Origin of the sequence: Cellulomonas sp. C5510 (genome assembly GCF_019797765.1) — a bacterium.
Classification (GTDB): Bacteria; Actinomycetota; Actinomycetes; order Actinomycetales; family Cellulomonadaceae; genus Cellulomonas.
Genome location: NZ_CP081862.1, coordinates 1,203,608 through 1,225,917, shown reverse-complemented (window position 1 = coordinate 1,225,917; position 22,310 = coordinate 1,203,608). Strand labels below are relative to the sequence as shown.

Here is a 22,310-nt window from a genome sequence, read left to right as displayed (position 1 = left end):
AGATCGGCACCTCGGACTGCCGACGTCGCCCCCGAACTGCCGACCTCGCGGGATGACCTCGCGGGGCGCGGCGGGGCGGGGGCGGTGCGGGGGGCGACAGGGCGGCCATGGCCGCGCCGGGGGGGTGCAGGCCGCGCGGGGAAAGGCGAAAGGCCGGCCGCCCCGCGGGCGACCGGCCTTTCTTCTGTACCCCCAAGGGGATTCGAACCCCTGTTACCGCCGTGAGAGGGCGGCGTCCTAGGCCACTAGACGATGGGGGCCTAGTCGATCCCACCGCAGCAGCGGTGTGACCGGGTCATACTCTACATCATCCTGCTCGGCCTCGTCGAACCACCCGATCCCGGGCCATTCTCGGAAACCTTGCTGGGGTACCAGGACTCGAACCTAGACTAAGTGAACCAGAATCACTCGTGCTGCCAATTACACCATACCCCAATGGCGATCCCGGCCATTCTTCCGCCTTCCCGGGCCCGCGCCGGCCGGTGCACGGGGGCGCCGGAGGAGCAGGTGGGAGGGACGGCGTCGTGGACGCTGTGCCGACCGAGAACACTACCGGAGCCGAACCCCACCGCCAAACCAGCGCACCGACGGCACCTCTCACGCGGCGCGAGACGCACCGGCAACAGCCGCGCCACTGCTCGGACGACCGCGCAGCACGACAGGGAGGCCCCACGATGACGACCCACGAAGCTCGGCTCGCGGAGCCTGTCACGACCTGGCTCCGCTACGGAGACCGTGTCGAGGTCGTGGGCTGGGACGCTCCCCAGCGCCCGTACTGGGACGGCCCTGCGCTGGTCCTCGCGGTGCACGAGGACGGTACCGCTGCGGTCGTCGCCTCCGGCACCCAGCCCGCCGCGTCGGCGTGCGCGTGCCTCGGCCCGTGCGCTGGCGTGTTCGACGCGCGTTACCTCCGCCGGGTCTGACCCAGGGGCAACAGCCGCGCCACTGCTCCGTCGAGGCGGTCGAGAGCCACCGGGAGCCCGCTCCCCCGCGGCCGGTCGGCACCGATCCCTCGGCGGCCGGGCCGCGAGCGCGATGAAGCGCCCGCCCGGCCACCCGCGGTGCGTCCCCTGCTTCCGTGCGCCCGGCGCCGACGGGGGACGCACCGCCCTGTGACGGCACCGGCCGTCGCCTCGATCCTCCGGCGCCGCGTGCGCCGGTGGCCGCTCCGTCCGACCGACGCGAGCCAGCCCCCACCCCGACCCGGGAGCCGCGACGACGTCGCACCGGGTCACGGCCTTCCCGTGGCCGACCAACCACTAGGAGAACACCGATGGCAGGAGACGCCACCAACACGAGCCTCTGGGACGGGGCCGACGTCTACATCGCCGAGGCCGGCACCGCGAGCCCCACCGACACCACGACCGCGTGGGGCGTCGCCTGGAGCCCGGTCGGACTGCTGAACGGCGAGGAGGGCTTCACCGAGGCGCGCGAGGAGGAGACCGCCGAGCACTACGCCTGGGGCGGCACCCTGTACCGCCGCACCAAGAGCAAGCACAAGCGGACGATCCGGTTCGTCGCACTCGAGGACAACGAGACCACGTTCGCGCTGCGCAACCCGGGCTCGACCCGGACCACCGCGGACGGCCTCGTCAGCTCGACCGTGAAGCTGCCGGTCGGCCACACGTTCGCGATCGGCTTCGAGATGCGCGACGGCGGCAAGGTCAAGCGCCGCGCGATCCGCACCGCCGAGATCCAGGAGATCGCGGAGATCAAGGAGAGCGACGTCGAGCCGACGATCTACGACATCACCGTCCTGATCTTCCCCGAGGCCGACGGCACCCTCTACACCGAGGTCGCCGACGCCTGAGCACGGACCGGGTGGGGGTCGTCGCGCGGGCGACCCCCACCCCTGCACCACCCTCCCGCGCACCAGCCACCTCCGATCCGCGCCAGGAGCACACCCATGAGCAGCACCGCCCGCAAGTCCGAGTCCGCCGGCACCCCGATCGCGTTCGACCACGAGGGGCAGTCGCTCGAGGTCCTCGCCCCGTCCGACTGGACGGTCGAGGCGCTCGAGGCCTACGAGGGAGGCAAGGTCACCACCTTCCTGCGCGCCATCATGACGCCGTCCGCGTGGGCCGAGTTCAAGTCCCGAGCCCCGAGGGTCTCCGACCTGGAGGGCCTCGTGGTCGCGATCCAGAGGGCCGCGGGGCTCTCGGGAAACTGACGACGCTCCTCGCGCTCCTCCGTGAGCACGGCGACGCGGTAGAGGCCGACCTCCAGCGCTTCTACCGCGTCGACCTCGCGGAGTTCTACCGCGGGGAGCTCTCCGTCCGACGCCTGTCCGTCCTCGTCGACCATCTGCCGCACGAGGCGGCGACGACTGCCGCCCGCCTGGGCACCGACCCGGGCTGGAGCCTGACCTCGGTCTTGACGGCGGACGTGTTCCACGCGCTCTCCGGCAAGGCGCATCCCGCGCGCCCGAAGCCGCGCCGCGGCGGTCCCTCGACGGGCCGGTACCGCGCGCTGCGGGCGCGCCTCGAGGCCCAGCGCACCCGCCAGTCCGCCGAGCGGGCACCTGTCCCCGACGCCCCGGAGGCGCCACCCCCCATCTAGCCATTGGAGGCCCCCGTGCCCGAGTCCGCCGGGACCATCACGCTCGTGCTCGTCCCGAGCCTGAAGCAACTCACGCAGTCTCTGCTGCCCGCGCTGGAGTCCCTCGCGGGCTCCGCGGGAAGGGCCGCCGGCAGCGCCCTCGGCGCGTCGATGTCCGCGACCGCCGGCGACGCCTTGTCCCCCCTCGCGAAAGCGGGCGCAGACGCCGGCACGAAGACCGGGGACTCGTTGTCGGCCGCGGTGTCGAAGGCGGTGTCCGGCCTGGGCCCGAACCTCGTGGACGAGCTCGCCGACATGGGCGTGTCGGCAGCGGCCGGCATGGTGAAGTCGATGATCGGCCTGGGCCCCGCCCTGGTCTCGAAGATCGCCGGGCTGGGCATGAGCGCCGTCAAGAGCGTCGCCGGCCTGGGCATGAGCGCCGCCAAGAGCCTCGGCAGCGCGATCGCCTCGATCGACTTCGCCTCGATCGCCGGCCCCGACGGGGTCGCCGCCTTCCAGCAGATCCTCACCCCGCTCACCTCCGTCACGGACGCCTTCCGGGTCTTCGGGCAGACGGCGATGGGCGCCTTCACGCAGGCGTACTCCGAGACCGGTTCGGTCGAGGGCGCGATCACCGCGCTCACGGACTCGCTGCTGGCCCAGCTCCCCGGGCTCGCCGCGACGATCCAGACCGCCTTGAAGCAGGTCGTCACCCTGATCCAGACCGCGCTGCCGGTCATCACCGGCCAGCTCGTCCCGGCGCTGCTGGCGACCGTCACCACGCTCCTGCCCGTGCTCGTGTCGGCGATCGTCACCGCGGCGCCGATGCTGGTGGAGGCCGCGTCCACGCTGTTCAGCGGCCTGCTCACCGCGCTCGTGCCGCTTCTCCCGCTGCTCGTCGAGGGCATCACGACCCTCGTCGCCGGCATCGCGCTGGTGCTGATCGAGAACCTGCCCCTGCTCATCGAGGCCGGACTGACCCTGTTCACATCCCTCGTGCAGTCGCTCGGGGTAGCCCTGCCGCTGCTGATCGAGGCGCTGGCCGCGGCGCTGCCGGTCATCATCGAGACGATCGTCATGATGCTGCCGGCGCTGCTCGACGCCGGTCTCCAGGCGCTGATGGGTCTGGTGATGGCGGTGGCGTCCGCGCTCCCGTCGGTCATCACGGCGCTCGCCGAGATGGCGCCGGTGCTCGTGCAGACGATCATCACGTTCCTGCCGCAGCTCCTCGACGGCATGATGCAGGCGCTCGTCGCGCTGGTGATGGCGATCGCGCAGAGCCTCCCGACGATCCTGACGGCGCTGGTCGGCATGCTCCCGCTGCTCGTGGGTGCTCTCGTGGACATGGGCCCCGAGCTCATGGTGGCTTTCGTCCAGGCCCTCGGCTCGCTCATCACGGGGCTCGCCTCGACCGTGCCCGACGTGATCGCCGGGGCGTGGGACCTGATCGAGACGCTGATCGGGGAGTTCACCAAGATCGACCTGCTCCAGGTGGGCAAGGACGTCATCGGCGGGCTCATCAGCGGCATCGTCTCGATGGGGTCGCAGCTGCTCGACTCGATCCGGCGCACGGTGACGGACAAGCTCCCGTCATTCGTCAAGGACGCGCTGGGCATCCACTCCCCCTCGCGCGTGTTCATGGAACTCGGCGCCTTCACGGCGGCCGGCATGGCGCTCGGTATCGCGGACGGCGGGCGGCGGGTGCAGCGCGCCGCCGACTCCCTCGTGCCGTCGACGCCGCGGAGCCTGCTGTTCGGCTCTCCCGCCGTCGCCGGCGGCGGGCTCGCCACGCCGGCTGCCTCCTCACCGCAGTACCTCGTCCTCGTGGACCAGGACGGCGACCTCATCGGCCGGATGCAGGTCGAGGCCGGCCGGGTGCAGGACGGCGCCGTCACTCCTCTGACCCTCGGAAGGGCTTCCTGGTGAACACCTCACGTCTCACGCTCAGCGGCGGTGGCGTCGTGGTCGACCTGAGCGACCACCTCGACCGCCACCCGTCCGGGGGCACGGCGGTGCTCGACGACGGGCTCGACGGGCTGGGCCTGCCGCCCGTCTCGCCGCGGTTCTTCGACGGTGCCGGCGACGGCTCCACGTACCGGGGCGCGCGCGTCCAGCCCCGGGACATCACGCTGCCGGTCCTCATCACCGCGACCGGCCGGAACCTGCTCCGCGAGCGGGTCTCTGCCCTCGCGACCGTCCTGTCCCCCGTGCACGCGCCGGCGCGCCTGACCTACACCGAGCCGGACGGCACGGCGTGGACCGCCGACGTGGTCCGCACGGGCTCCGGTGCTCCGGTCACCGACGGGGTGTCGCACTACGCCGTCGACCTCGGGCTGCGTTCCGCGGATCCCTACTGGACACGCGAGAACGCCGCCTCGCACACCATCGAGTCTGCAGGTGCCGGCCGGGGCCTCCTGCGCCCCGGGGCATCCCTGTCCGCGCTGCGGCTCGCCTCGGGGCAGGTGATCGGGGACGCGGTGATCGAGAACCCGGGCGACGCGCCCGCCTACCCGGTGGTGACGCTGACCGGGCCGGCGACGCAGTTCGAGCTCACCTCGCCGACGGGTGAGCGGCTCCTCTGGTCCGGGACGCTCGAGGAGGGTGAGCGCCGTGTGTTCGACCACCTGGCGGGCACCGTCGTCGACGACAGCGGGACCAACTGCTATGCCGAGCTGGGTGCGGCGCCCCGCTTCTGGGCGATCCCGCCCGGGGTCCAGACCGCGCACGTCGACGTGGCGGGATCGAGCGTGGGCCGGGTGGTCCCGGTCGACCCCCCGCTGCGGACGAACCTGGTCCCGGACCCTCGGGCCCGCTCGCTGTCGTCGTGGGTCGCCGGCGCAGGTGCCGAGCTCGACCTCGGCGACGGGGTCGTGCGCATGACTGCCACCGCCGGGACGGGTGCCACCGCCCGCCTCCGCCGGGCGCCGGACGCGCCCGACGAGCGCTGGGAGGTCTCCGACGGCGACCAGGTGGCCGTCCGTGTCGCCGTCGCGAACCCCGGCGAGGGCGACCTGGTCGTCCGGCTGCGCACGACGGCCACCCTGCCCGACGGGTCGCCCGCCTCCTCGGCGCCCGGGACACCGGCGGTCGACGTGCGCGTGGCGCTGCCCGCAGGCGCTCACGCGGTGCTCGAGGGCGTCGGCACCCACCGGTCGGACGACGCGACGCACCTCGCCGTGGAAGTCGCCGTCCTGGGCCCCGCGGACTCGGCACCCGCCCCCGGGGACGCGGTGACGCTCGGACAGCCCGCACTCCTGCTCGGTCCCGGCGCGCCGACGGCGCTGCCGGTGCCGTACTTCGACGGCGCAACCGCCGCCTCGTCCGGCCGGGTCTACGCCTGGGCCGGCACCCCCGACAGCTCTCCGTCCGTCGAGCGCGCCACCGCGGTCGTCGGACGCACCTCCGTCTCCGTCGCCTGGAAGCCCCGGCGCTGGTTCATGCTCTGAGAGGAGCCCCTCGTGCAGGTGTCCGATCTGCTCGTCGAGGTCCGCGACCGCGACCTGCGCCGCATCGCCCAGATCTCGCCCCAGTCCCTCGACCTGTCGTTCACCGTCCGCGACTCCGCGGTCGGTGAGTGGCGGCTCCGCCTCCCCGCGGAGCACCCGGCCGTCGCGCACCTGCGCGTGCCCGGTGCCGGCATCGTCGTCTCCGGCCCCGACGGCGTGCTGCTGTCGGGGCCGGCCCGGACCCCGACGATCGAGGCCGACCTGGCGGACCCCACCGGCATCGCCACGGTGGAGGGCGTCACGGACGAGTCGCTGCTGTGGTCCCGGCTCGCGTACCCGCCCTCCGACGGCCGCACGCCGGAGCGGGGCGAGGGGGCCGGCTCCGTCCGGCTCGGCTTCTCCGACGCGTACGCCGTCCGGACGGGCGACGCGGAGTCGGTGATGCTCGACTTCGTCTCGGCCAATCTCGGCGCCGGTGCGGAGCACTCCCGGAGGGTGCCCGCGTTCGAGGTCGCGGCGTCCGAGCACCGTGGTGGGCCCGTCACCAAGAGCGCGCGCTTCGACGTGCTCGGCGACCTGCTGCGCGAGATCGCGTCGGTCGCGAGCCTGCGGTTCCGCGTCGTGCAGGTCGGGGACACGCTCCGGTTCGAGGTGCTCGACGTCGTCGACCGCCGGGCGACCGTGCGCTTCGACCTGGTCAACGGCACGCTGTCCGCGCAGAAGGTCGCGACGAGCCCTCCGGCGCTGACCCGCGCCATCGTCGCCGGCCCCGGCGAGGGCAGCGACCGCACGATCGTCGAGGCCTGGACGGCCGAGTCCACCGAGGCGGAGGACGCCTTCGGCCCGTGGGGCCGTGTGGAGCGGTTCCTCGACCAGCGCGGGGCCGAGGACGACACGGAGCTCGAGCAGGCCGGTGCGCAGGTCCTCGGCGAGGAGGGCACGATCTCCGTCGCCGTCCGTGCCGTCGCCAGCGACGACCTGACCATGCGGTTCACCACCGACTGGGGTGTCGGCGACCAGGTCGCGGTGGTGGTCGAGGGGCAGGAGACGGTCTCGCGCGTCACCGCCGCGACCGTGATCGCGGACGCGTCGGGCGTGACGGTCGGCGCGACCATCGGCGACGTCGAGGGGTTCGACCCACGGAGCGCGCTCGACCGGCGGGTCGAGGACACCCGAGCGCGGGTGTCCTCCCTGGAGCGGACCGCCGAGTCGGGCGTCTTCTCGGTCGGCGACGAGGTGGTCACGTTCCAGCAGGTGCAGGCGGGCACGGCGGTCCAGCTCCCGACGCTCCCGTACCTCACCCGCACCGGCGTCGTGGAGCAGTACTACACGCAGGGCGCTCCCCGCGTGCTGTGGGACGACTCGACGACGCTGTCCGGACCGTACGCGCAGCTCGGGCACGACTGGCACCCGACCGCCGGGGAGAAGGTGCTCGGCATCCGCAACACCCGGTCGGGGGCGTGGGTGGTGAGCCCGGTCCGCGAGACGCCGGGGCTGCCGCCGCGTTGGCACCCGATGGCGCTGGAGAACGGCTGGACAGCCTACTCGTCCACCTACGCGTCGCCTGCCTTCACGCGAACCTCGCTCGGCCTCGTGAAGCTCCGGGGGCTGATCAAGAACGCCGTCCAGTCCCCCTCCGCTGGCGGCGTCATCGCCCGGCTCCCTGCGGGCTTCCGGCCGTCGACGCTGCTGATGTTCGCCTCGCAGATCAGCGAGAACGGCGGCACCTCGGGCGCGGTCGACGTCCGCCCCGACGGCTCCGTCGCGGCCCGGCACGTCGCAGGCGGGTGGACCAGCCTGGAGAACGTCGTGTTCTGGGCGGCAGATGCCCTCCCGGAGCGCGAGTGGACGACCGCAACGCTCACGAACGGGTTCCAGCACTTCGTCGACGTCAGCGGCGGCGGCTGGGCCCGCGTCTCCAGCTACCGGGATCCGTACGGCGTGGTGTGGGAGCGCGGTCTCGCGACCCGTGACGCGGTCCCGGGCACCGGGGTCGCGATGCTCTGGTCACCTCCGGGCCAACGCCCCGCTCACACGCAGCACCGTCGCACGACCGCGAACAACGGTCACGCGCACGTGTACAAGCTCGCCTCCGGCGCGACCACGGTGGGGACCGGGGCGGCGGGTTCGACGTTCGTGTCGCTCGACGGCGCACCGTTCGTCGACGTCGGGTCGCCGCTCACGTGGACGCCGCTGCCGCTGGAGAACGGCTGGACGGACTACAACGCGCAGTCGTTCTCCCCCGCGGCCTACACCCGCACCCCCGACGGCGTCGTGCACCTGCGGGGGCTCGTCACTGGCGGGACCGCGACCGCGACGATCTCCCGGCTGCCGCCCGGCTTCCAGTCCTCCGAGCGCCTGCTGGTCGGCACGGTCGCCAACAACGCCACCGCGCGTCTCGACGTGCTTCAGACCGGCGCGATCCAGCACCTGGCCGGATCCACCACCTGGTTCTCCCTCGACGGGCTCTGCTACGTCGCGGACCAGTGACCCGCAGGGAACTCCCATGATCCACCTCGCCTCTCCCCGGTCGTACGCGCTCGACGAGAGCACGGGCGAGCTCGTGCTCGTCTGCGCCGAGGCCCCCGCACCGGACCACCCCGACCCGGTCTCGTTCGTGTCGGAGCACGACCACGTGCTGCGCCTCGCCGTGACGGCACCCGACCCCGCACCGACCACCGACTGACCGACCCGCACCGACGACCTCCTGACGGGAGACCCCGATGACCCAGACCTCCTGGCCCTTCGAGAACGCGGACACCTCCGAGACCCAGTACTCGTACCTCGTCCGCGAGTTCCTCGACCCGGGTGTCGCCGGCGCACCCGGCGACACCACTCTGCGAGTCACGGCCGGGAGCACCGGCCTCGCCGTGACCGTCGCGCCCGGGCGCGCCTTCGCCCGGGGCTACATGCTCTCCGTCACCGGAACGGAGTCGCTGGCGCTCGAGCCCGCGCACGCCTCGCTGGCGCGGATCGACCGGGTCGTGGCGCGCTTCGACCCGACGGCCGACGCCGCGACCCTCGAGGTGGTCCCGGGCACCCCCGGGTCCGGTGCGGCCCCGGCGCTCACGGTCACCGACACCGGCGTCTTCGACCTCGCTCTCGCCAGTGTCGCGGTCGCAGCGGGTCAGACGACGACCTCGGCGTCCGACGTCACGGACGAGCGGGTGTACCTCGGGAACGTGTGGTCCACCGCGACCCGGCCCGGCTCGACCCGCAATCCCGTCCCCCCGGTGAAGGGGCGCTCGCTCGGCTTCAACCTGACGCTGAACGCCTACGAGTACTGGGACGGCGCCGCGTGGCGACCGCTGATCCCCCCGCCCCCCACCTGGGCCACCCTCACGGGCAAGCCGACCACCTCGACGCTCGACGGCCGCACGATCACCGTGAGCGACGACGCCCCCACCGCCGGAACCGGCGCACCCGGGGACATCTGGCTGGAGTACTGAGATGCCGATCCAGTGGGGCGGCACCACCGGCCACATGCAGGTGGGCATCGACGTCCGCTACGACGCGTACGACACGAACACCACAGCGATCAACGTCTACGTGGACTTCTGGGTGCGGACGATCGCGTGGGGCGCGGCCGACAACCAGACGCTCACGGCCTACGTCAACGGCGGGGCGTGGTCGACGTGGAACTACCACCTGAGCTCTCCGAGCGGCGCCACGACGGCGCAGGTCGTCGGCACCGTGACCATCGCCAGCCAGGGCCTGTCCTACGGCGGCGGGCCGAGCTACACGTTCCAGGGCTCGGTCTCCGGGTCCGCGCTCGGGCCGAACCCGTCGCACGCGATCGGGTGGACGCTGCCGGCCCGGCCCGCGAACGTGCCGACAGCGCCGGGCACCAGCGCCGACTCCGTCACCTCCTCGTCCGCGCGGGTGGTCGTGCGCGCGGCCGACGGCCGCGGCGCCGGCGTCGACGCGTACCGGGTCCGTGTGCAGCGGACGGCTGACGGCGCCATCGTGTTCGACCAGCAGACCGGCGGCACGGTCACGGTCGGCGGGCTCGCGCGCGCCACCCGGTACTCGTACTTCGCCGGAGCCCACAACGCGGTCGGATGGGGGCCCTGGTCGGCCGCACGGGACTTCACCACCGCGGCGACCGCACCGGACGCCCCTACGGCGGCACCGCGATCGACAGCGGTGGCGCCGGACTCGCTCGGGTTCTCCTGGACCGCACCCGTCAACGGCGGTTCCGCGATCACCACGTACGACCTCCAGGTGAGCACCTCCGCGGCGTTCAGCACCGCGAGCACCGTCTCCACCACCGCCCTGTCCGCCACCGCGACCGGACTGGCGCCCGCCACGCTCCACTACGCCCGGGTGAGGGCGCGCAACGCCGTCGGGGTGGGCGCGTGGTCCCCGGTCGCGCGGGTCGAGACGCTCTCGAGCGCGAAGGTCCGGGTCGACGGCGCGTGGCGTCTGGCCCGGGTCTGGGTCCGCACCTCGACCGCCTGGGTCCAGGCGAAGGCGTGGAAGCGCCACCCGGACGGCTCCTGGCGCCTGTGACCACCGACGCGGCGGCCGCACTCCGAACCACCGGAAGGAGGGCCCTCCATGGCCCGCTACCCCGGCGCCACCTGGCGCCCGCTGCCGACGTCGCGCCTGTCCGGCGCGCGCATGGCGGCCTACAACCGCGTCAACCTGCACGTGACGGCGGGCATCGGCTCGCCGTTCGGGGTGTTCGACCGCCCGGGTGCCGCGTCGTCCCACTTCTACGTCGCGAAGTCCGGGGCGGTCGAGCAGTTCGTCGACACCGGACTGCGGGCCGAGGCCGACCTGGACGGCAACGACGCGACGATCTCCGTCGAGACCGAGGGCGGGCACCCGGCCGCCGTGGCGAACTCGGAGCCGTGGACGGCAGCACAGGTCGAGTCGATCGCCCGGCTCTACGCCTGGACGGTGACGACGCACGGCATCGCGCTGCGGATGGCGACGTCCTCAGCGCTCGGCGAGGCGTCCCGCGGCTTGTCCTGGCACCGGCTGGGAGTCGACGGGGCGTTTCCCGCGTTGCCCTCGGTCCTGGCGGGGCGCACGCAGCGTGGTGGCGGCATGCGCTACTCCACCGTCCGCGGGAAGGTCTGCCCGGGCGATGCGAAGATCCAGCAGATCGGAGCGGTGCTCGATCGCGCCCGGGAGCTCCTGCGCACACAGTCGACGACCAGCGCACCCGCACCCGCACCCGCGCCGGTGGCCCCGGGCGTCCCGGCTCCGCCCTACCCGCTGCCGGCGGGCCACTGCTTCGGCCCGCGGTCGGGCCCGGTGTGGCAGCACTCCGGCTTCTTCGACCACCGGGAGCACCTGCGCACGTGGCAGGCCCGGATGCGGGACCGCGGCTGGGCGATCGACCCCGACGGGCTGTACGGCGCGCAGACCGCCGCGACGACCCGGGCGTTCCAGGCGGAGAAGGGCCTGACCGTCGACGCGCTGATCGGACCGGTGACGTGGGCCGCCGCGTGGACGGCACCCATCACGCCGTGAGCGGTGCGCAGTCGGCTCCGGCAGCACTGCCGGTCGATACCCGGGCGGACCCGGCCGTCGTCCTCGCCGTGGCGCGCGTCGAGGCGAAGATCGACGTCGTCCTGGCCCAGCACGAAGCCAAGCTCGAGGCCCACGGCCACCACCTCGCCGACCACGAGACCCGCCTGCGTGCCCTGGAGGCACGGTCGACGGTCTCCCCCCGCGCACTGTGGACGACGGTCTCCGGCGCGGCCGTGCTGCTCGTCACCCTGTCCCCGTTCCTCACCCGACTGCTGGGAGCCACCCCATGACCCTGTACGCCCTCCTGCCACCGTCCTGGCGGCCCTACGCGAAGACGGTCGTCGCCGTCGTCGGCACCGTCCTGTCCGTCCTGGCGGTCGGTCTGCCGGCGGTTCCCCCGTGGGTGGTCGTCGCGACGAACGTCCTCACCGCGCTCGGCGTGTGGGGAGTCCCGAACACATCGCCCGGCACCGACGACCCGACCGCGACCCGGGCGGACCCGGCCGGATGACCGGAGGCCGGCGCGCTACCGGACCGGTAGCGTGCCGGCGACCCCTCAGGGCTACCGGACCGGTAGCGTGCCGGCGACCCCTCAGGGCTACCGTTCATCCGTGAGTCGTCTCGCGGGAGACGTCAGGCGTGGGATACGGTCGTCGTCATGCCGCACCGTGACCGTTCGCTCGACGCCATCCGGGACGACGCCGTCGGCGCGCTCCGAGCGCTCGTGCACCCTGATGCGGACGCCGACCTGACGCGGCTCCGTCGCCGGGCCGCCTCAGCCCTCGTGGAGGCTCGCGGGCACTTCGTGACGCGCAACGGCACGCTGGACTGGAGCGGCCGCTCGCACGCGTACCACGCGTTCGTGGGCGACCTGTTCTCCGAGGCGAACATCCCACGGGAGCTCACCCCGACCATCCAGGCATCGCTGCGCTACCACACCGGGAACCTCGTCCGGGAGAGCGTCGCCGAGGACGATCTGGCCGTGGCCGGTTTCCACCGCACCGCCACCCCGCGCGAGCGTTCCGCCGAGCGCCGCCGGCGCCGCAGCGAGACCGTCGCTCTCGTCGAGTCCGGCGGTCCGCTGAGTGGGGACGACGTGCTTCGCGCCCTCACGCTCGCGCAGTCCGTCCTCACCCGGCTCGACACGCACGCGATCCGGGCGCTGCCCGCCCGCGAGCGTCGCGACGCGACCGTCGCCCTGCGGCACCTGGCGGATCGGGCCGCCGAGCTCTCGGACTGAGGCGTCGGCGCGCCGTCCCGCACCGGAGGCCCCGACCTCCGCCCCGCGAGCTCGGCGCGACGGGTCGACGACCAGGCGGGTGCCGCAGGCGGGCAACCGATGCGAACCGTCGCGGTAGACCACGAAGCGCTCCCCGCACCCGCACGTGCAGCACTCTTCGCGGCCCCCCGCCGTCGCGTCCGACGCACCCGAGCCCGCACCGTTCAGCATCCTCGCTCACCCCTCCCAGCCCTCTCCGTGAGGACTGCCGGCAGCGTAGGACGGGGCCCTGACACGCACTGACGCAACTGGGTGACGTGTCAGCGGGTCGGCAACGCGGGGCCGTCCGGGCGCCACTGCCCTGGTACGCCGGACACCGCCGGCCAGCCGGATCGCACCGGCGTCGCATCCCCACGGAGGACACATGCCTGCCCGCACCGACGCCCGCAGCACCCTCGGCGACCTCGTCCTGCACGCCAGGACGCTCGCCCTCCACCTCGAGGTGGCGGAAGCCGCCCAGTGGACGCCCTGCCCCCGCCCGGAGGCGCCGGAGCGGCAGCACGGCCGGTCGCGCAGCGCTCGCCCGAGCGACCCCACGGCGGAGGTCGCGCTGGACGAGGCCCGGCTGGCCCTGCGCAGAGTGGTGCGGGACGGAGAAGCCACCCTCGCGGAGGCGGTCGCGCGACTGGCCGGCAGCACCCGACGCCTCGAGGTCGCACTGAACGCCTGGTACGGCGGCGCACCGACCGCGACCGCCCCGGAGACCCGCGACGTCGTCGCAGTCGCCACCGCCGTCGCGAGCCGCGTGTGACGCCTCACGCGAGTGCTACCGTGACCTCGACCCGGGCGGTCGCGCGAACAGCGCACCCGACCGCGCTGACGGGCTCGGGAACGACCCCCGCGGAGCCCGACACACGACGCGGCCCCCGCCGGGCCGCTCCCGTACGACTCCGATCCGCGCAGGCTGCGACGCGACGCACCGCCGGAGAGACTTGGAAGGACGCCTCCATGCCCGATGTCGCCCACCTCTTCGAGGCGCGGACCCAGATGCCGGACCTGCTGCCCGAGGTCGAGGACGCACTGGTCCAGCGCGTGCGAGACGGCGACTCCGAGGCGTTCCTGCGGCTCGCGGAGAACTACGCACCTCGCCTGCGGGCCGCGTCGGCCCGTGCCCGTGCGACCATCGACGACCGGGACGAGCGGCGTCAGGCCGCGCTCACCGCCTTTCACAGCGCGGTGCTGGCCACCCGCCCGGGGCAGCGCGTGGCCCGGGTGGTGAAGCTGACGATGAGCAGCGAGATGAACCGGGCCGCTTCTGCGGCACGCCCTGGCCCGTCCGTGCCGCACGGCACCGCCCGGCGCTACTTCTCGATCCTGGGCGCCGCGGGCGGCGACCCGGTCGTCGCAGCGGCCACTGCGCCGGAGCTGGGCATGTCGGCCGACGCATTCCGGAGCGTCCGGGACGCGGTGCACCACAGCGTCTCCGTCGAGGCGCTCGCGGAGAGCGAGGACGGGTCCGCGATCGACCGGCACATCTCACCCACCTACGAGCCCGTGGCACACGCCGGGGCCGTGGAGCGCCGCATTCTCGTCGAGGTCGCACTGGACGCGCTGGAGGGCGTCGAACGGACGGTGACGCTGCTCGCGTACGGGTTCTCCGAGCCCGATCCGGTCCCGGACGCCGAGATCGCGCAACGCCTCGGGATCAACCGCAGCAGCGCGTGGAAGATCCGGCAGCGAGCCCTCGGCAAGATGCGCGCGCGGCTGGGCGCGTGAGACGCCTCATGGGGCGCTCGTCGCGGCCGTGCTCAGAGCCCCAGCACCCACGGCAGCTCGTCGAGCCCGCTGATCACCACGTCGCCGGGCAGCGCCTCGGTCGCGTTCGTGCCCTTGAGGCCCAGCCCCGGGCGGGCGAGCCACACGCCCCGCAGACCGGCGGCCACGGCGGCGCGGGCATCCACGTCCAGCTCGTCCCCCACGTACGCCGTGCGCCCGGGCTCCGTGCCGAGGCGGCGGCACGCCTCGGCGAACACCCGGGGGTCGGGCTTGCCGAAGCCGAGCGTGTCGACGCCGACCAGCAGCGGGACGTCGTCGGCGAGGCCCGCCCGGGTGAGCTTGCGCACCTGGTACTCGGTCGCGGCGTTGGTGAGCGCCCCGACCCGGATCCCGGCGTCCAGCAGGCGACGGACGGTCGCCGCGGCGTCCTCGTGCGCTGCCCACGCCCCCGTGAACCGCTCCTCGAACAGGGAGTTCCACCGGTCGTAGGCCGCGTCGTCCAGCGTGGGCCCGCCGAACGCGGCGTGCAGGTCGTTCGCGCGGCCCATCCGCTGGTCGCGGTAGCCGACCTCACCGCGCGTGTACTGCCGGTAGCGCCCGTGGGCGTCGGCCCGCCAGTGCGCGAGCACCTCCGCGTCGCGTGCCGGGTCCAGGCCCGGCAGCCACTCGCGCGCGACGGCGGCGAGCGCCGCGGCGAACGCCCCGTGCGTGTCGACCAGGGTGTCGTCGACGTCGAACAGGACGCCGTCGACCAGGGGTCCGGAGGCGGGAGCCGTCACAGCGTGGCGCGCAGCGCGGCGACCCGGGCGAGCGTCGACGCGCGGCCCAGGATCTCCAGCGACTCGAACAGCGGCGGCGACACCCGGCGGCCCGAGACGGCGACCCGCAGCGGTGTGAACGCGAACCGCGGCTTGATGCCCAGCCCGTCCACCAGGGCCGCCTGCAGGGCCTCCTGGACGGCCTCGGTGGTGAACCCGTCGGCGGGCAGCGCGGACAGCGCCTCCGTGGCGGCGTCGAGCACCTGCGCGGCGGTGTCCTTGAGGGCGCCCCGGGCGTCCTCCTCGACCACGAGCGCGTCGTCGGCGACGAACAGGAACCCGAGCATGCCCACCGCCTCGCCGAGCAGCGTCACCCGGGTCTGGATCAGCGGGGCGCCGGCGTCCAGCAGCGCCCGGTGGGCGGGCGCGAGGTCGGCGTAGGAGTCGGCGGGCACCAGGCCGGCGTGGTGCAGGTACGGCACCAGGCGGTCCCGGAAGTCGTCGGGCGCGAGCAGCCGGACGTGCTCGGCGTTGATGGCCTCCGCCTTCTTGAGGTCGAACCGCGCCGGGTTCGGGTTGACGTCCGCGACGTCGAACGCCTCGACCAGCTCGGCGACCGAGAAGATGTCGCGGTCCGGGCCGATGGACCAGCCGAGCAGCGCCAGGTAGTTCAGCAGCCCCTCGGGGGTGAACCCGCGCTCCCGGTGCAGGAACAGGTTCGACTCGGGGTCGCGCTTGGAGAGCTTCTTGTTGCCCTCTCCCATCACGTACGGCAGGTGGCCGAACTGCGGCATGACGGTGGCGACGCCGAGCTCGAGCAGCGCTCGGTACAGCACGACCTGGCGGGGGGTGGAGGACAGCAGGTCCTCGCCGCGCAGGACGTGGGTGATGCCCATGAGCGCGTCGTCGATCGGGTTGACCAGCGTGTACAGCGGGTGGCCGTTGCCGCGCACGATCACGTAGTCCGGCACCGAGCCGGCCTTGAACGTGACGTCGCCGCGGACGAGGTCGGTGAACGTCACGTCCTCGTCGGGCATGCGCAGCCGCAGCACGGGCTCGCGGCCCTCGGCGCGGTACGCGGCCTTCTGCTCGTCGGTGAGGTCGCGGTCGTAGCCGTCGTAACCGAGCTTGGGGTCGCGGCCGGCGGCGCGGTGCCGGGCCTCGACCTCCTCCGGCGTCGTGAACGACTCGTAGGCGTACCCGCCCTCGACCAGCCGGCGCGCGACGTCGGCGTACAGGTCCATGCGCTGCGACTGCCGGTACGGCTCGTGCGGGCCGCCGACCTCGACGCCCTCGTCCCAGTCCAGCCCGAGCCAGCGCAGCGCGTCGAGCAGCTGCTGGTACGACTCCTCGGAGTCGCGCGCCGGGTCGGTGTCCTCGATCCGGAACACGAACGTGCCGCCGACGTGCCGGGCGTACGCCCAGTTGAACAGCGCGGTGCGGATCAGGCCGACGTGCGGCGTACCGGTCGGGGACGGGCAGAAGCGGACGCGCACGGGCGCGGAGCCGGGGGCAGCAGGACTCACGGCCTCCACCCTAGCGAGGGCACGGGGCGCTCCCGACCGGCGGGCGCCCGGGCGTCAGGAGCGGCGCAGCACCGGGTTGCGCAGCGTGCCGATCTCCTCGACCTCGACCTCGACGACGTCCCGCTCGGCCAGCAGCCCGACGCCCGCCGGGGTGCCGGTGAGGATGATGTCGCCGGGCAGCAGCGTGAACACCTCGGAGATGTACGAGATCAGCGCGGCGACGTCGAACACCATCTGCGACGTGCGGCCGTCCTGCTTGGCCTCGCCGTTGACGCGCGACCGCACGGCCAGGTCCTCGACGTCGAGCCCCGGGACGACCCAGGGGCCGATCGGGCAGGACGAGTCGAACCCCTTCGCGCGGGTCCACTGCGGGTCGCTGCGCTGGGCGTCCCGGGCGGTGACGTCGTTGGCCACGGTGTAGCCGAACACGCGGCTGAGGGCGTGCTCGGGGCGGACGTCCTTGGTGACCTTGCCGATGACGACGGCGAGCTCGGCCTCGTACGAGACCTCCTCGGTCCAGTCCGGCAGCACGATCGGGTCGTCCGGGCCGACCACCGAGGTGTTCGGCTTGAGGAACAGCAGCGGCGCCGTCGGCACCTCGTTGCCCAGCTCGGCGGCGTGGTCGACGTAGTTGCGGCCGACGCCGACGATCTTGGACCGCGGGATCACCGGGGCCAGCAGCCGCACGCCGTCGCCGAGCGGGATGCGCTCGCCGGTGGGCTGCACCGGGGTGTAGATCGGGTCGCCGGTGATGACGACGAGCTGCTCCTGACCGGGATCGCCCTCGACCAGGGCGTAGCGGGGGTCGTCCCCCGTGGTGAACCTCGCGATGCGCACGGGCCCAGCCTAACGGCGCACCGCGGGTCAGACGCGGGCGAGGACCTCGCCGTGCAGGACGGCGAACCAGCCGTCCGGCGCGTCGCCCCACTCGCGCCAGCCGACGGCGAGCTGCTCCAGGCCGACCTCGTCGGCCAGTGCGTGCTCGACCGCCTGACGGCCGAAGTCGGACTGGACGCAGCGGTCCGCCCACAGGTCGGACCACCAGGCGCGGTCCTCGGCGGACGCGTAGCACCAGACACCTGCCGTCACGACGAGGCCGTCCGGGTCGAAGCCCGCGGCGAGCGCCCACGAGTGCAACCGGCGCCCGGCGTCGGCCTCCGCCCCGTTGGCCTGCGTGACCTCGTGGTACAGCGCCGACCACTCGTCGAGCGTCGGCGAGGGCGGGTACCAGGTCATGCCCGAGTAGTCCGCGTCGCGCACCGCGACCACGCCACCGGGCTTCGTGACCCGCCGCAGCTCCCGCAGCGCGGCCACGGGGTCGACGAGGTGCTGCAGCACCTGGTGGGCGTGCGTCACGTCGAACGTGGCGTCCTCGAACGGCAGGGCGTACGCGTCGCCCTCCTGGAACGTCACGGTGGTGGCACCGGCGGCCGCGGCCTCCTCGCGCGCGAGCTCGAGGACCCTCTCGGACCGGTCGACCCCGACGACGGCACCGGGTGCGACGCGTGACGCGAGGTCGACGGTCAGGTTGCCGGGGCCGCAGCCGACGTCGAGCAGGGACAGGCCCGGGCGCAGGGCGGGCAGCAGGTAGGCCGCCGAGTTCTCCGCGGTGCGCCACCGGTGGGAGCGCAGCACGCTGTCGTGGTGGCCGTGGGTGTAGACCTCGGCCGGGTGCGTGTCGGTCACCTGCCGACTGTAGGGCGGCACGGGGGGTGCGTTCCAGTGGGCGGTACGCGACGTCTCGCTGTCCGAGACCACCGGTCACGCACTAGCGTGACGGCATGCAGCGGATCGCCGGGGTGGACGTGGCGCGCGGCCTCGCCGTGCTCGGCATGGTCACCGCCCACGTCGGCCCCGGCGGCCCGCAGGACCCCTGGCCCTGGTCGCTCACCCAGGTCGCGGACGGCCGCCCCGCGGCGTCGTTCGTGCTGCTGTCGGGCGTCTCCGTCGCGCTTCTGTCCGGCGGCCACGCGGCCGTCGCGGGCACCCGGCGCGTCCAGGCCCGCACCCGGCTCCTCGTCCGGGCGTTCCTGGTGCTGGCGATCGGGGTGCTCGTCGAGCTGCTCGGCACCCCGGTGGCCGTGATCCTCCCCACGTACGCCGTGCTGTTCGCCTGCGCCGTGCCGCTCCTGGGCGCCCCGCCCCGCCGGCTCCTCGTCGCTGCGGCGGTGGTCGCGGTGCTCGGCCCGGTGCTGCGGATCGCCCTCGACCCCGCGCTCGAGCGGCTCCCCGCCCGCGCGTGGACCGAGATCCTCACCGGCTCCTCCTACCCCGCGGTGGTGTGGTTCGCGTACGTCCTCGTCGGGCTCGCGGTGGGGCGCGCGGACCTGCGCTCGACCCGGGTCCGGCTCCGGCTGCTCGGCGCCGGCGTCGCGCTCGCCGTCGTCGGCCACGGGGCGTCGGCGCTCCTCACGCGCGCGGTCACGCCCGACGGCACCCTGGCGGCCCTGGTCACGACGGAGCCGCACTCGTCCTCGCCGCTCGAGGTGGCCGCGAACACGGGCGTGGCGCTCGCGGTGCTCGCGCTGAGCCTCGTGGTCGCGGACGCCGCACCGCGTCTCGTCGCACCCGTCGCCGCGACCGGTGCGCTCGCGCTGACCGCGTACACCGGGCACCTCGTGGCGATCGCGCTGCTGGGCGACGCCGTCGTGTGGGAGCCGGACGCCGGGACGTGGCTCGCGTTCCTCGTCGGCGTCGTCGGGCTGTGCTGGCTGTGGCGAGCGACGTCCGGCCGCGGACCTCTCGAGCGGCTGCTGCACGACCTCGCCGCGCGGGCGTCGGACGTCGCACCCGACGCCCTGCCGCCGGCACGGCCGTGAGGTCCGGTCAGGGCCAGCCGAGGTGCCGGGCCCACCGCCCGTCGGCGCGCTCGTACTGCACCCGCAGGTGCGCGCGGTCGGAGTCGCCCTGCCACAGCTCCACCTCGTCGGGGTCCACCGCCCAGAGCTGCCAGGTCGGCACCACGAGCCGCGGCTCGCGGTCCACGCGGGAGCGGGCGGCGACGACGGCGCCGGTCATCTCCTCGATCGAGTGCAGGACCTCCCCCGGCCGGGACGCGAGCGCCGCCGCGCGGGAGCTCGGCGAGCGCCGCAGGAAGTCCGCGGCGCAGGTGGCGTCGTCCAGCGCGTGCGCCGTCCCGACGACACGCACCTGGCGCCCGAGCGGCTGCCAGTAGAAGGACAGGGACGCGCGCGGGTTGCCCGCGAGCTGGCGCGCCTTCACCGTGCGCGCGTCGGTCGCGAACACCCACGCGCCGTCGACGAGGTCGGCCAGCAGCACGACGCGCGCGCTCGGCGCCCCGTCCGGGCCGACCGTGGCGAGCGTCATCGCGTGCGGCTCCGGCACGCCGGCGTCGACCGCCGCGGCGAACCACACCTCGAACGCCTCCACCGGGTCGGCGGGCAGCGCGTACGGGTCGACCTCGGGCAGGTTCCCGGTCAGCGCCGGCAGGGCGCGGAGCAGGTCCCGCGTGGACGCTCGGGGCAGCATCCGCCCAGTATGGCGCCCGGCGGGCGGGCACCCTCGGGACGCGGGCCGGGACCTGCGCCAGGGGCGGGCGCGTCCGTGCGCGGCCGGCCCCGGCGAGGGGTCAGGCCAACGACAGCAGCGGGTCGCCCGCTGCCACGGTGGCGCCGGGCTCGGCGAGGCGGGTCAGCGAGTCGGGCAGCGCCTCGAGGCCGATCACGGGGCAGATCGCGGAGCGGCCGCCGGCCTCGATCGCGGCCGGGTCCCACTCGACCAGGAGCTGGCCCTGCTCGACGGCGTCACCCTCGGCGACGTGGAGCGTGAAACCCTCCCCCCCGAGCTGCACGGTGTTGATGCCCAGGTGCACGAGCACGCCGCGCCCGCCCTCGGCGAGCAGCACGAACGCGTGCGGGTGCAGCTTCGCGACGGTGCCGGAGACCGGCGCGACGACGGCGCGGCCGGCGTCCGGGTCGGGCTGCACCGCGAGCCCGGGGCCCACGATCTCCCCGGAGAACACCGGGTCGTCGACGTCCGCGAGCGCCCGCACGGCGCCGGCGACCGGGGCGAGGACGGTCAGAGCCGCCATCAGCGCAGGTCCTCGATGTCCGAGGCCAGCGTGTCGGCCTCGGGGCCGACGATCACCTGCACGACCGTCCCGGACTGCATGACCGCGATGGCGCCCGCGGCCTTGAGGGTCGGCTCGCTGACCTTCGAGGGGTCCTCGACCTCGACCCGCAGCCGCGTGATGCACGGCTCCAGGTCGACGATGTTGGCGTCCCCGCCCAGTCCGGCGAGGATCTGCTCGGCCTTGCTCATGGTGTGTCTCCTTCGGTGCTCGGTCGGTGGGGTCTGCGGGGGCGGGTCACATCAGGTCGGCCAGGTCGAGGGCGAGGGTGTCGACGCTGGGCCCGATGACCACCTGCACCACCCTGCCGGACACCATGACCCCGAACGCGCCGGCCGCGCGCAGGGCCGCCGTGTCCACGCGCGAGGGCTCCTTCACGAGCGAGCGCAGACGCGTGGTGCACGGCTCGATCTCGTCGATGTTGTCCACCCCGCCGAGCCCGGCGAGGATCGCCGTGGCCTGGTCGGTGTCGGGTCGTGCCATGCGGTTCCTCCCTGGGTTCACGGTCGCGCCCCGACGACCTCGGGCGGGCGGGTCGCACCGGGCGCCTGCGGGGCGGCCGACGCCGCGGGTGCCGGCGACGGCGCGCGACCCTCCCCCGCGGCGAGGGGCGGCAGACCACGGTCCCCGGTCTCGTGGCGCGCACCGTCGCGCACGCGGGGTACGAGGGCGGGGCTGGGCGTGCTGAGCGGCACCCACACGCTGTACCGGTCGCCGCGGTAGCAGGCTCGCGAGTACATGCACGGGGTGTCCGCGCTGAACGTGCGCCGGGTCGCGCGCAGCACCGCGCGGGTGGCGCGCAGGTCGAGCAGCGCGGCCTCCTCGTCGGTCGCCTCCGACGCGGTCAGCGTCTCCTCGCCCCACGACGGGTCGAGGCCGACCGCGCGGAGCGCGTCGTACAGGCTCGGAGGCGGTCCGGCGGCGAACAGGTCGGGGGCCAGGCCCACCGGCACCCAGAGCTGCTCGATGCTCATCGGCGTGCCGTCGGCGTACCGGACGCGCCACAGGTGGTGCAGCGGGGCACCGACCTCGGTGCCCAGCGCGTCCGCGGCCTCCGCCGAGGCGGGCACCGTGAGCGCGTCGAGCACCCGGGTGTCGGGGCGCATGCCGCGGCGGCGCATCTCCTCGCCGAAGGTCGTCAGGCGCATCTCGAAGTCCATGCGCTGGGGGGCGACGAACGTGCCGCGCCCCTGCTCCCGCACCAGGACGCCCTCCCCGACGAGCGCCTCGACAGCCTGCCGGACCGTCATCCGCGACACGCCGAACCGCTCGCACAGCGCACGCTCGGACGGCACGGCGTCGCCGACGGCCAGCTCGCGCTCGACGAGCTCCTCGAGGTAGGACCGGACGGCCTGGTGCTTGTGCGTCGCCCGGACGGTCGACGCGGGGGCGGTGCGGGGCTGCTCTGCGTGCACGGCCTCACCTTCCCACTCGGTCGACGTCGTCCCGGCACCGGACCACGGTGCGGTCCCC

Annotated in this window: 25 protein-coding genes and 2 tRNA genes; 16 read left to right on the top strand and 11 right to left on the bottom strand. The window is 74.2% G+C overall.

Features of this window, described 5'->3' with window-relative positions; genetic code table 11:
• Positions 1-187: 187 nt before the first annotated feature.
• Positions 188-260: transfer RNA gene (locus K5O09_RS05550), tRNA-Glu, on the bottom strand.
• Between the two features lie 103 nt (positions 261-363).
• Positions 364-435, bottom strand: a tRNA-Gln gene (locus K5O09_RS05545).
• Between the two features lie 239 nt (positions 436-674).
• On the opposite strand from K5O09_RS05545, the gene K5O09_RS05540 reads away from it, so the two are divergent.
• The 15 genes from K5O09_RS05540 (at position 675) to K5O09_RS05470 (ending at position 14,463) form a co-directional block, all read left to right on the top strand.
• On the top strand, positions 675-923 hold the full coding sequence (locus tag K5O09_RS05540; RefSeq protein WP_222171812.1) for a hypothetical protein: 249 nt from the start codon (positions 675-677) through the stop codon (positions 921-923).
• A gap of 350 nt (positions 924-1,273) precedes the next feature.
• The gene (locus tag K5O09_RS05535) at positions 1,274-1,810 is read left to right on the top strand and encodes a hypothetical protein (protein ID WP_222171811.1); all 537 of its coding nucleotides are present in this window, start codon (positions 1,274-1,276) and stop codon (positions 1,808-1,810) included.
• A gap of 96 nt (positions 1,811-1,906) precedes the next feature.
• Entirely contained in the window at positions 1,907-2,170 is a 264-nt protein-coding gene (locus K5O09_RS05530; protein ID WP_222171810.1) for a hypothetical protein, read from the top strand.
• A gap of 404 nt (positions 2,171-2,574) precedes the next feature.
• A complete protein-coding gene (locus tag K5O09_RS05525) occupies positions 2,575-4,464 on the top strand; it encodes a hypothetical protein (RefSeq protein ID WP_222171809.1) in 1,890 nt (629 codons plus the stop codon).
• Complete coding sequence (locus K5O09_RS05520; protein ID WP_222171808.1) at positions 4,461-5,984, top strand: phage tail domain-containing protein; 1,524 nt, start codon at positions 4,461-4,463, stop codon at positions 5,982-5,984. Before K5O09_RS05525 ends, K5O09_RS05520 begins: the two co-directional genes overlap by 4 nt.
• Positions 5,985-5,996: 12 nt before the next feature.
• Positions 5,997-8,474 (top strand): siphovirus ReqiPepy6 Gp37-like family protein, encoded by a 2,478-nt coding sequence (locus K5O09_RS05515; RefSeq protein ID WP_222171807.1) that lies wholly within the window; start codon positions 5,997-5,999, stop codon positions 8,472-8,474.
• A 16-nt stretch (positions 8,475-8,490) separates the two neighbouring features.
• A complete protein-coding gene (locus K5O09_RS05510; RefSeq protein WP_222171806.1) occupies positions 8,491-8,670 on the top strand; it encodes a hypothetical protein in 180 nt (59 codons plus the stop codon).
• Positions 8,671-8,707: 37 nt separating this feature from the next.
• Complete coding sequence (locus K5O09_RS05505) at positions 8,708-9,433, top strand: hypothetical protein (protein WP_222171805.1); 726 nt, start codon at positions 8,708-8,710, stop codon at positions 9,431-9,433.
• Position 9,434: 1 nt separating this feature from the next.
• Positions 9,435-10,496: a fibronectin type III domain-containing protein gene (locus K5O09_RS05500; RefSeq protein WP_222171804.1), complete on the top strand. Its 1,062-nt coding sequence runs from the start codon at positions 9,435-9,437 to the stop codon at positions 10,494-10,496.
• 48 nt (positions 10,497-10,544) lie between these two features.
• Entirely contained in the window at positions 10,545-11,468 is a 924-nt protein-coding gene (locus tag K5O09_RS05495; protein WP_222171803.1) for a peptidoglycan-binding domain-containing protein, read from the top strand.
• Positions 11,465-11,758 (top strand): hypothetical protein, encoded by a 294-nt coding sequence (locus tag K5O09_RS05490; protein WP_222171802.1) that lies wholly within the window; start codon positions 11,465-11,467, stop codon positions 11,756-11,758. Before K5O09_RS05495 ends, K5O09_RS05490 begins: the two co-directional genes overlap by 4 nt.
• Positions 11,755-11,979, top strand: a complete 225-nt coding sequence (locus K5O09_RS05485; RefSeq protein WP_222171801.1) for a hypothetical protein — start codon at positions 11,755-11,757, stop codon at positions 11,977-11,979. The genes K5O09_RS05490 and K5O09_RS05485 overlap by 4 nt, the downstream gene beginning before the upstream one ends.
• Before the next feature lie 147 nt (positions 11,980-12,126).
• Positions 12,127-12,708, top strand: coding sequence for a hypothetical protein (locus K5O09_RS05480; protein ID WP_222171800.1), 582 nt, complete (start codon positions 12,127-12,129; stop codon positions 12,706-12,708).
• A gap of 403 nt (positions 12,709-13,111) precedes the next feature.
• A complete protein-coding gene (locus K5O09_RS05475) occupies positions 13,112-13,498 on the top strand; it encodes a hypothetical protein (RefSeq protein ID WP_222171799.1) in 387 nt (128 codons plus the stop codon).
• Positions 13,499-13,695: 197 nt separating this feature from the next.
• Positions 13,696-14,463: a hypothetical protein gene (locus K5O09_RS05470; RefSeq protein ID WP_222171798.1), complete on the top strand. Its 768-nt coding sequence runs from the start codon at positions 13,696-13,698 to the stop codon at positions 14,461-14,463.
• Positions 14,464-14,495: 32 nt separating this feature from the next.
• Here K5O09_RS05470 and K5O09_RS05465 read toward each other — a convergent pair whose 3' ends face one another.
• Genes K5O09_RS05465 through K5O09_RS05450 form a run of 4 tightly spaced genes read right to left on the bottom strand, consistent with a single transcriptional unit; the run spans position 14,496 to position 18,433 of the window.
• The gene (locus K5O09_RS05465) at positions 14,496-15,242 is read right to left on the bottom strand and encodes an HAD family hydrolase (RefSeq protein WP_222171797.1); all 747 of its coding nucleotides are present in this window, start codon (positions 15,240-15,242) and stop codon (positions 14,496-14,498) included.
• The gene (gene gltX, locus K5O09_RS05460; RefSeq protein WP_222171796.1) at positions 15,239-16,747 is read right to left on the bottom strand and encodes a glutamate--tRNA ligase; all 1,509 of its coding nucleotides are present in this window, start codon (positions 16,745-16,747) and stop codon (positions 15,239-15,241) included. Before gltX ends, K5O09_RS05465 begins: the two co-directional genes overlap by 4 nt.
• A gap of 54 nt (positions 16,748-16,801) precedes the next feature.
• Positions 16,802-17,584, bottom strand: a complete 783-nt coding sequence (locus K5O09_RS05455) for a fumarylacetoacetate hydrolase family protein (protein WP_222171795.1) — start codon at positions 17,582-17,584, stop codon at positions 16,802-16,804.
• Between the two features lie 27 nt (positions 17,585-17,611).
• On the bottom strand, positions 17,612-18,433 hold the full coding sequence (locus K5O09_RS05450) for a methyltransferase domain-containing protein (RefSeq protein ID WP_222171794.1): 822 nt from the start codon (positions 18,431-18,433) through the stop codon (positions 17,612-17,614).
• A gap of 95 nt (positions 18,434-18,528) precedes the next feature.
• On the opposite strand from K5O09_RS05450, the gene K5O09_RS05445 reads away from it, so the two are divergent.
• A complete protein-coding gene (locus tag K5O09_RS05445; RefSeq protein WP_222171793.1) occupies positions 18,529-19,566 on the top strand; it encodes a heparan-alpha-glucosaminide N-acetyltransferase domain-containing protein in 1,038 nt (345 codons plus the stop codon).
• Between the two features lie 7 nt (positions 19,567-19,573).
• Here K5O09_RS05445 and K5O09_RS05440 read toward each other — a convergent pair whose 3' ends face one another.
• The 5 genes from K5O09_RS05440 to K5O09_RS05420 all read right to left on the bottom strand — a co-directional run bounded on the left by K5O09_RS05440 (position 19,574) and on the right by K5O09_RS05420 (position 22,252).
• A complete protein-coding gene (locus K5O09_RS05440) occupies positions 19,574-20,236 on the bottom strand; it encodes a pyridoxal 5'-phosphate synthase (RefSeq protein ID WP_222171792.1) in 663 nt (220 codons plus the stop codon).
• Positions 20,237-20,336: 100 nt separating this feature from the next.
• Positions 20,337-20,798 carry a PTS glucose transporter subunit IIA gene (locus K5O09_RS05435; RefSeq protein ID WP_222171791.1) on the bottom strand — a complete coding sequence of 154 codons (462 nt, stop codon included), beginning with the start codon at positions 20,796-20,798 and terminating at the stop codon, positions 20,337-20,339.
• Positions 20,798-21,028, bottom strand: a complete 231-nt coding sequence (locus tag K5O09_RS05430) for a PTS transporter subunit EIIB (RefSeq protein WP_222171790.1) — start codon at positions 21,026-21,028, stop codon at positions 20,798-20,800. The genes K5O09_RS05435 and K5O09_RS05430 overlap by 1 nt, the downstream gene beginning before the upstream one ends.
• 46 nt (positions 21,029-21,074) lie before the next feature.
• Positions 21,075-21,320 (bottom strand): glucose PTS transporter subunit EIIB, encoded by a 246-nt coding sequence (locus K5O09_RS05425; RefSeq protein WP_222171789.1) that lies wholly within the window; start codon positions 21,318-21,320, stop codon positions 21,075-21,077.
• Between the two features lie 17 nt (positions 21,321-21,337).
• A complete protein-coding gene (locus K5O09_RS05420) occupies positions 21,338-22,252 on the bottom strand; it encodes a GntR family transcriptional regulator (RefSeq protein WP_222171788.1) in 915 nt (304 codons plus the stop codon).
• Positions 22,253-22,310: the final 58 nt, after the last annotated feature.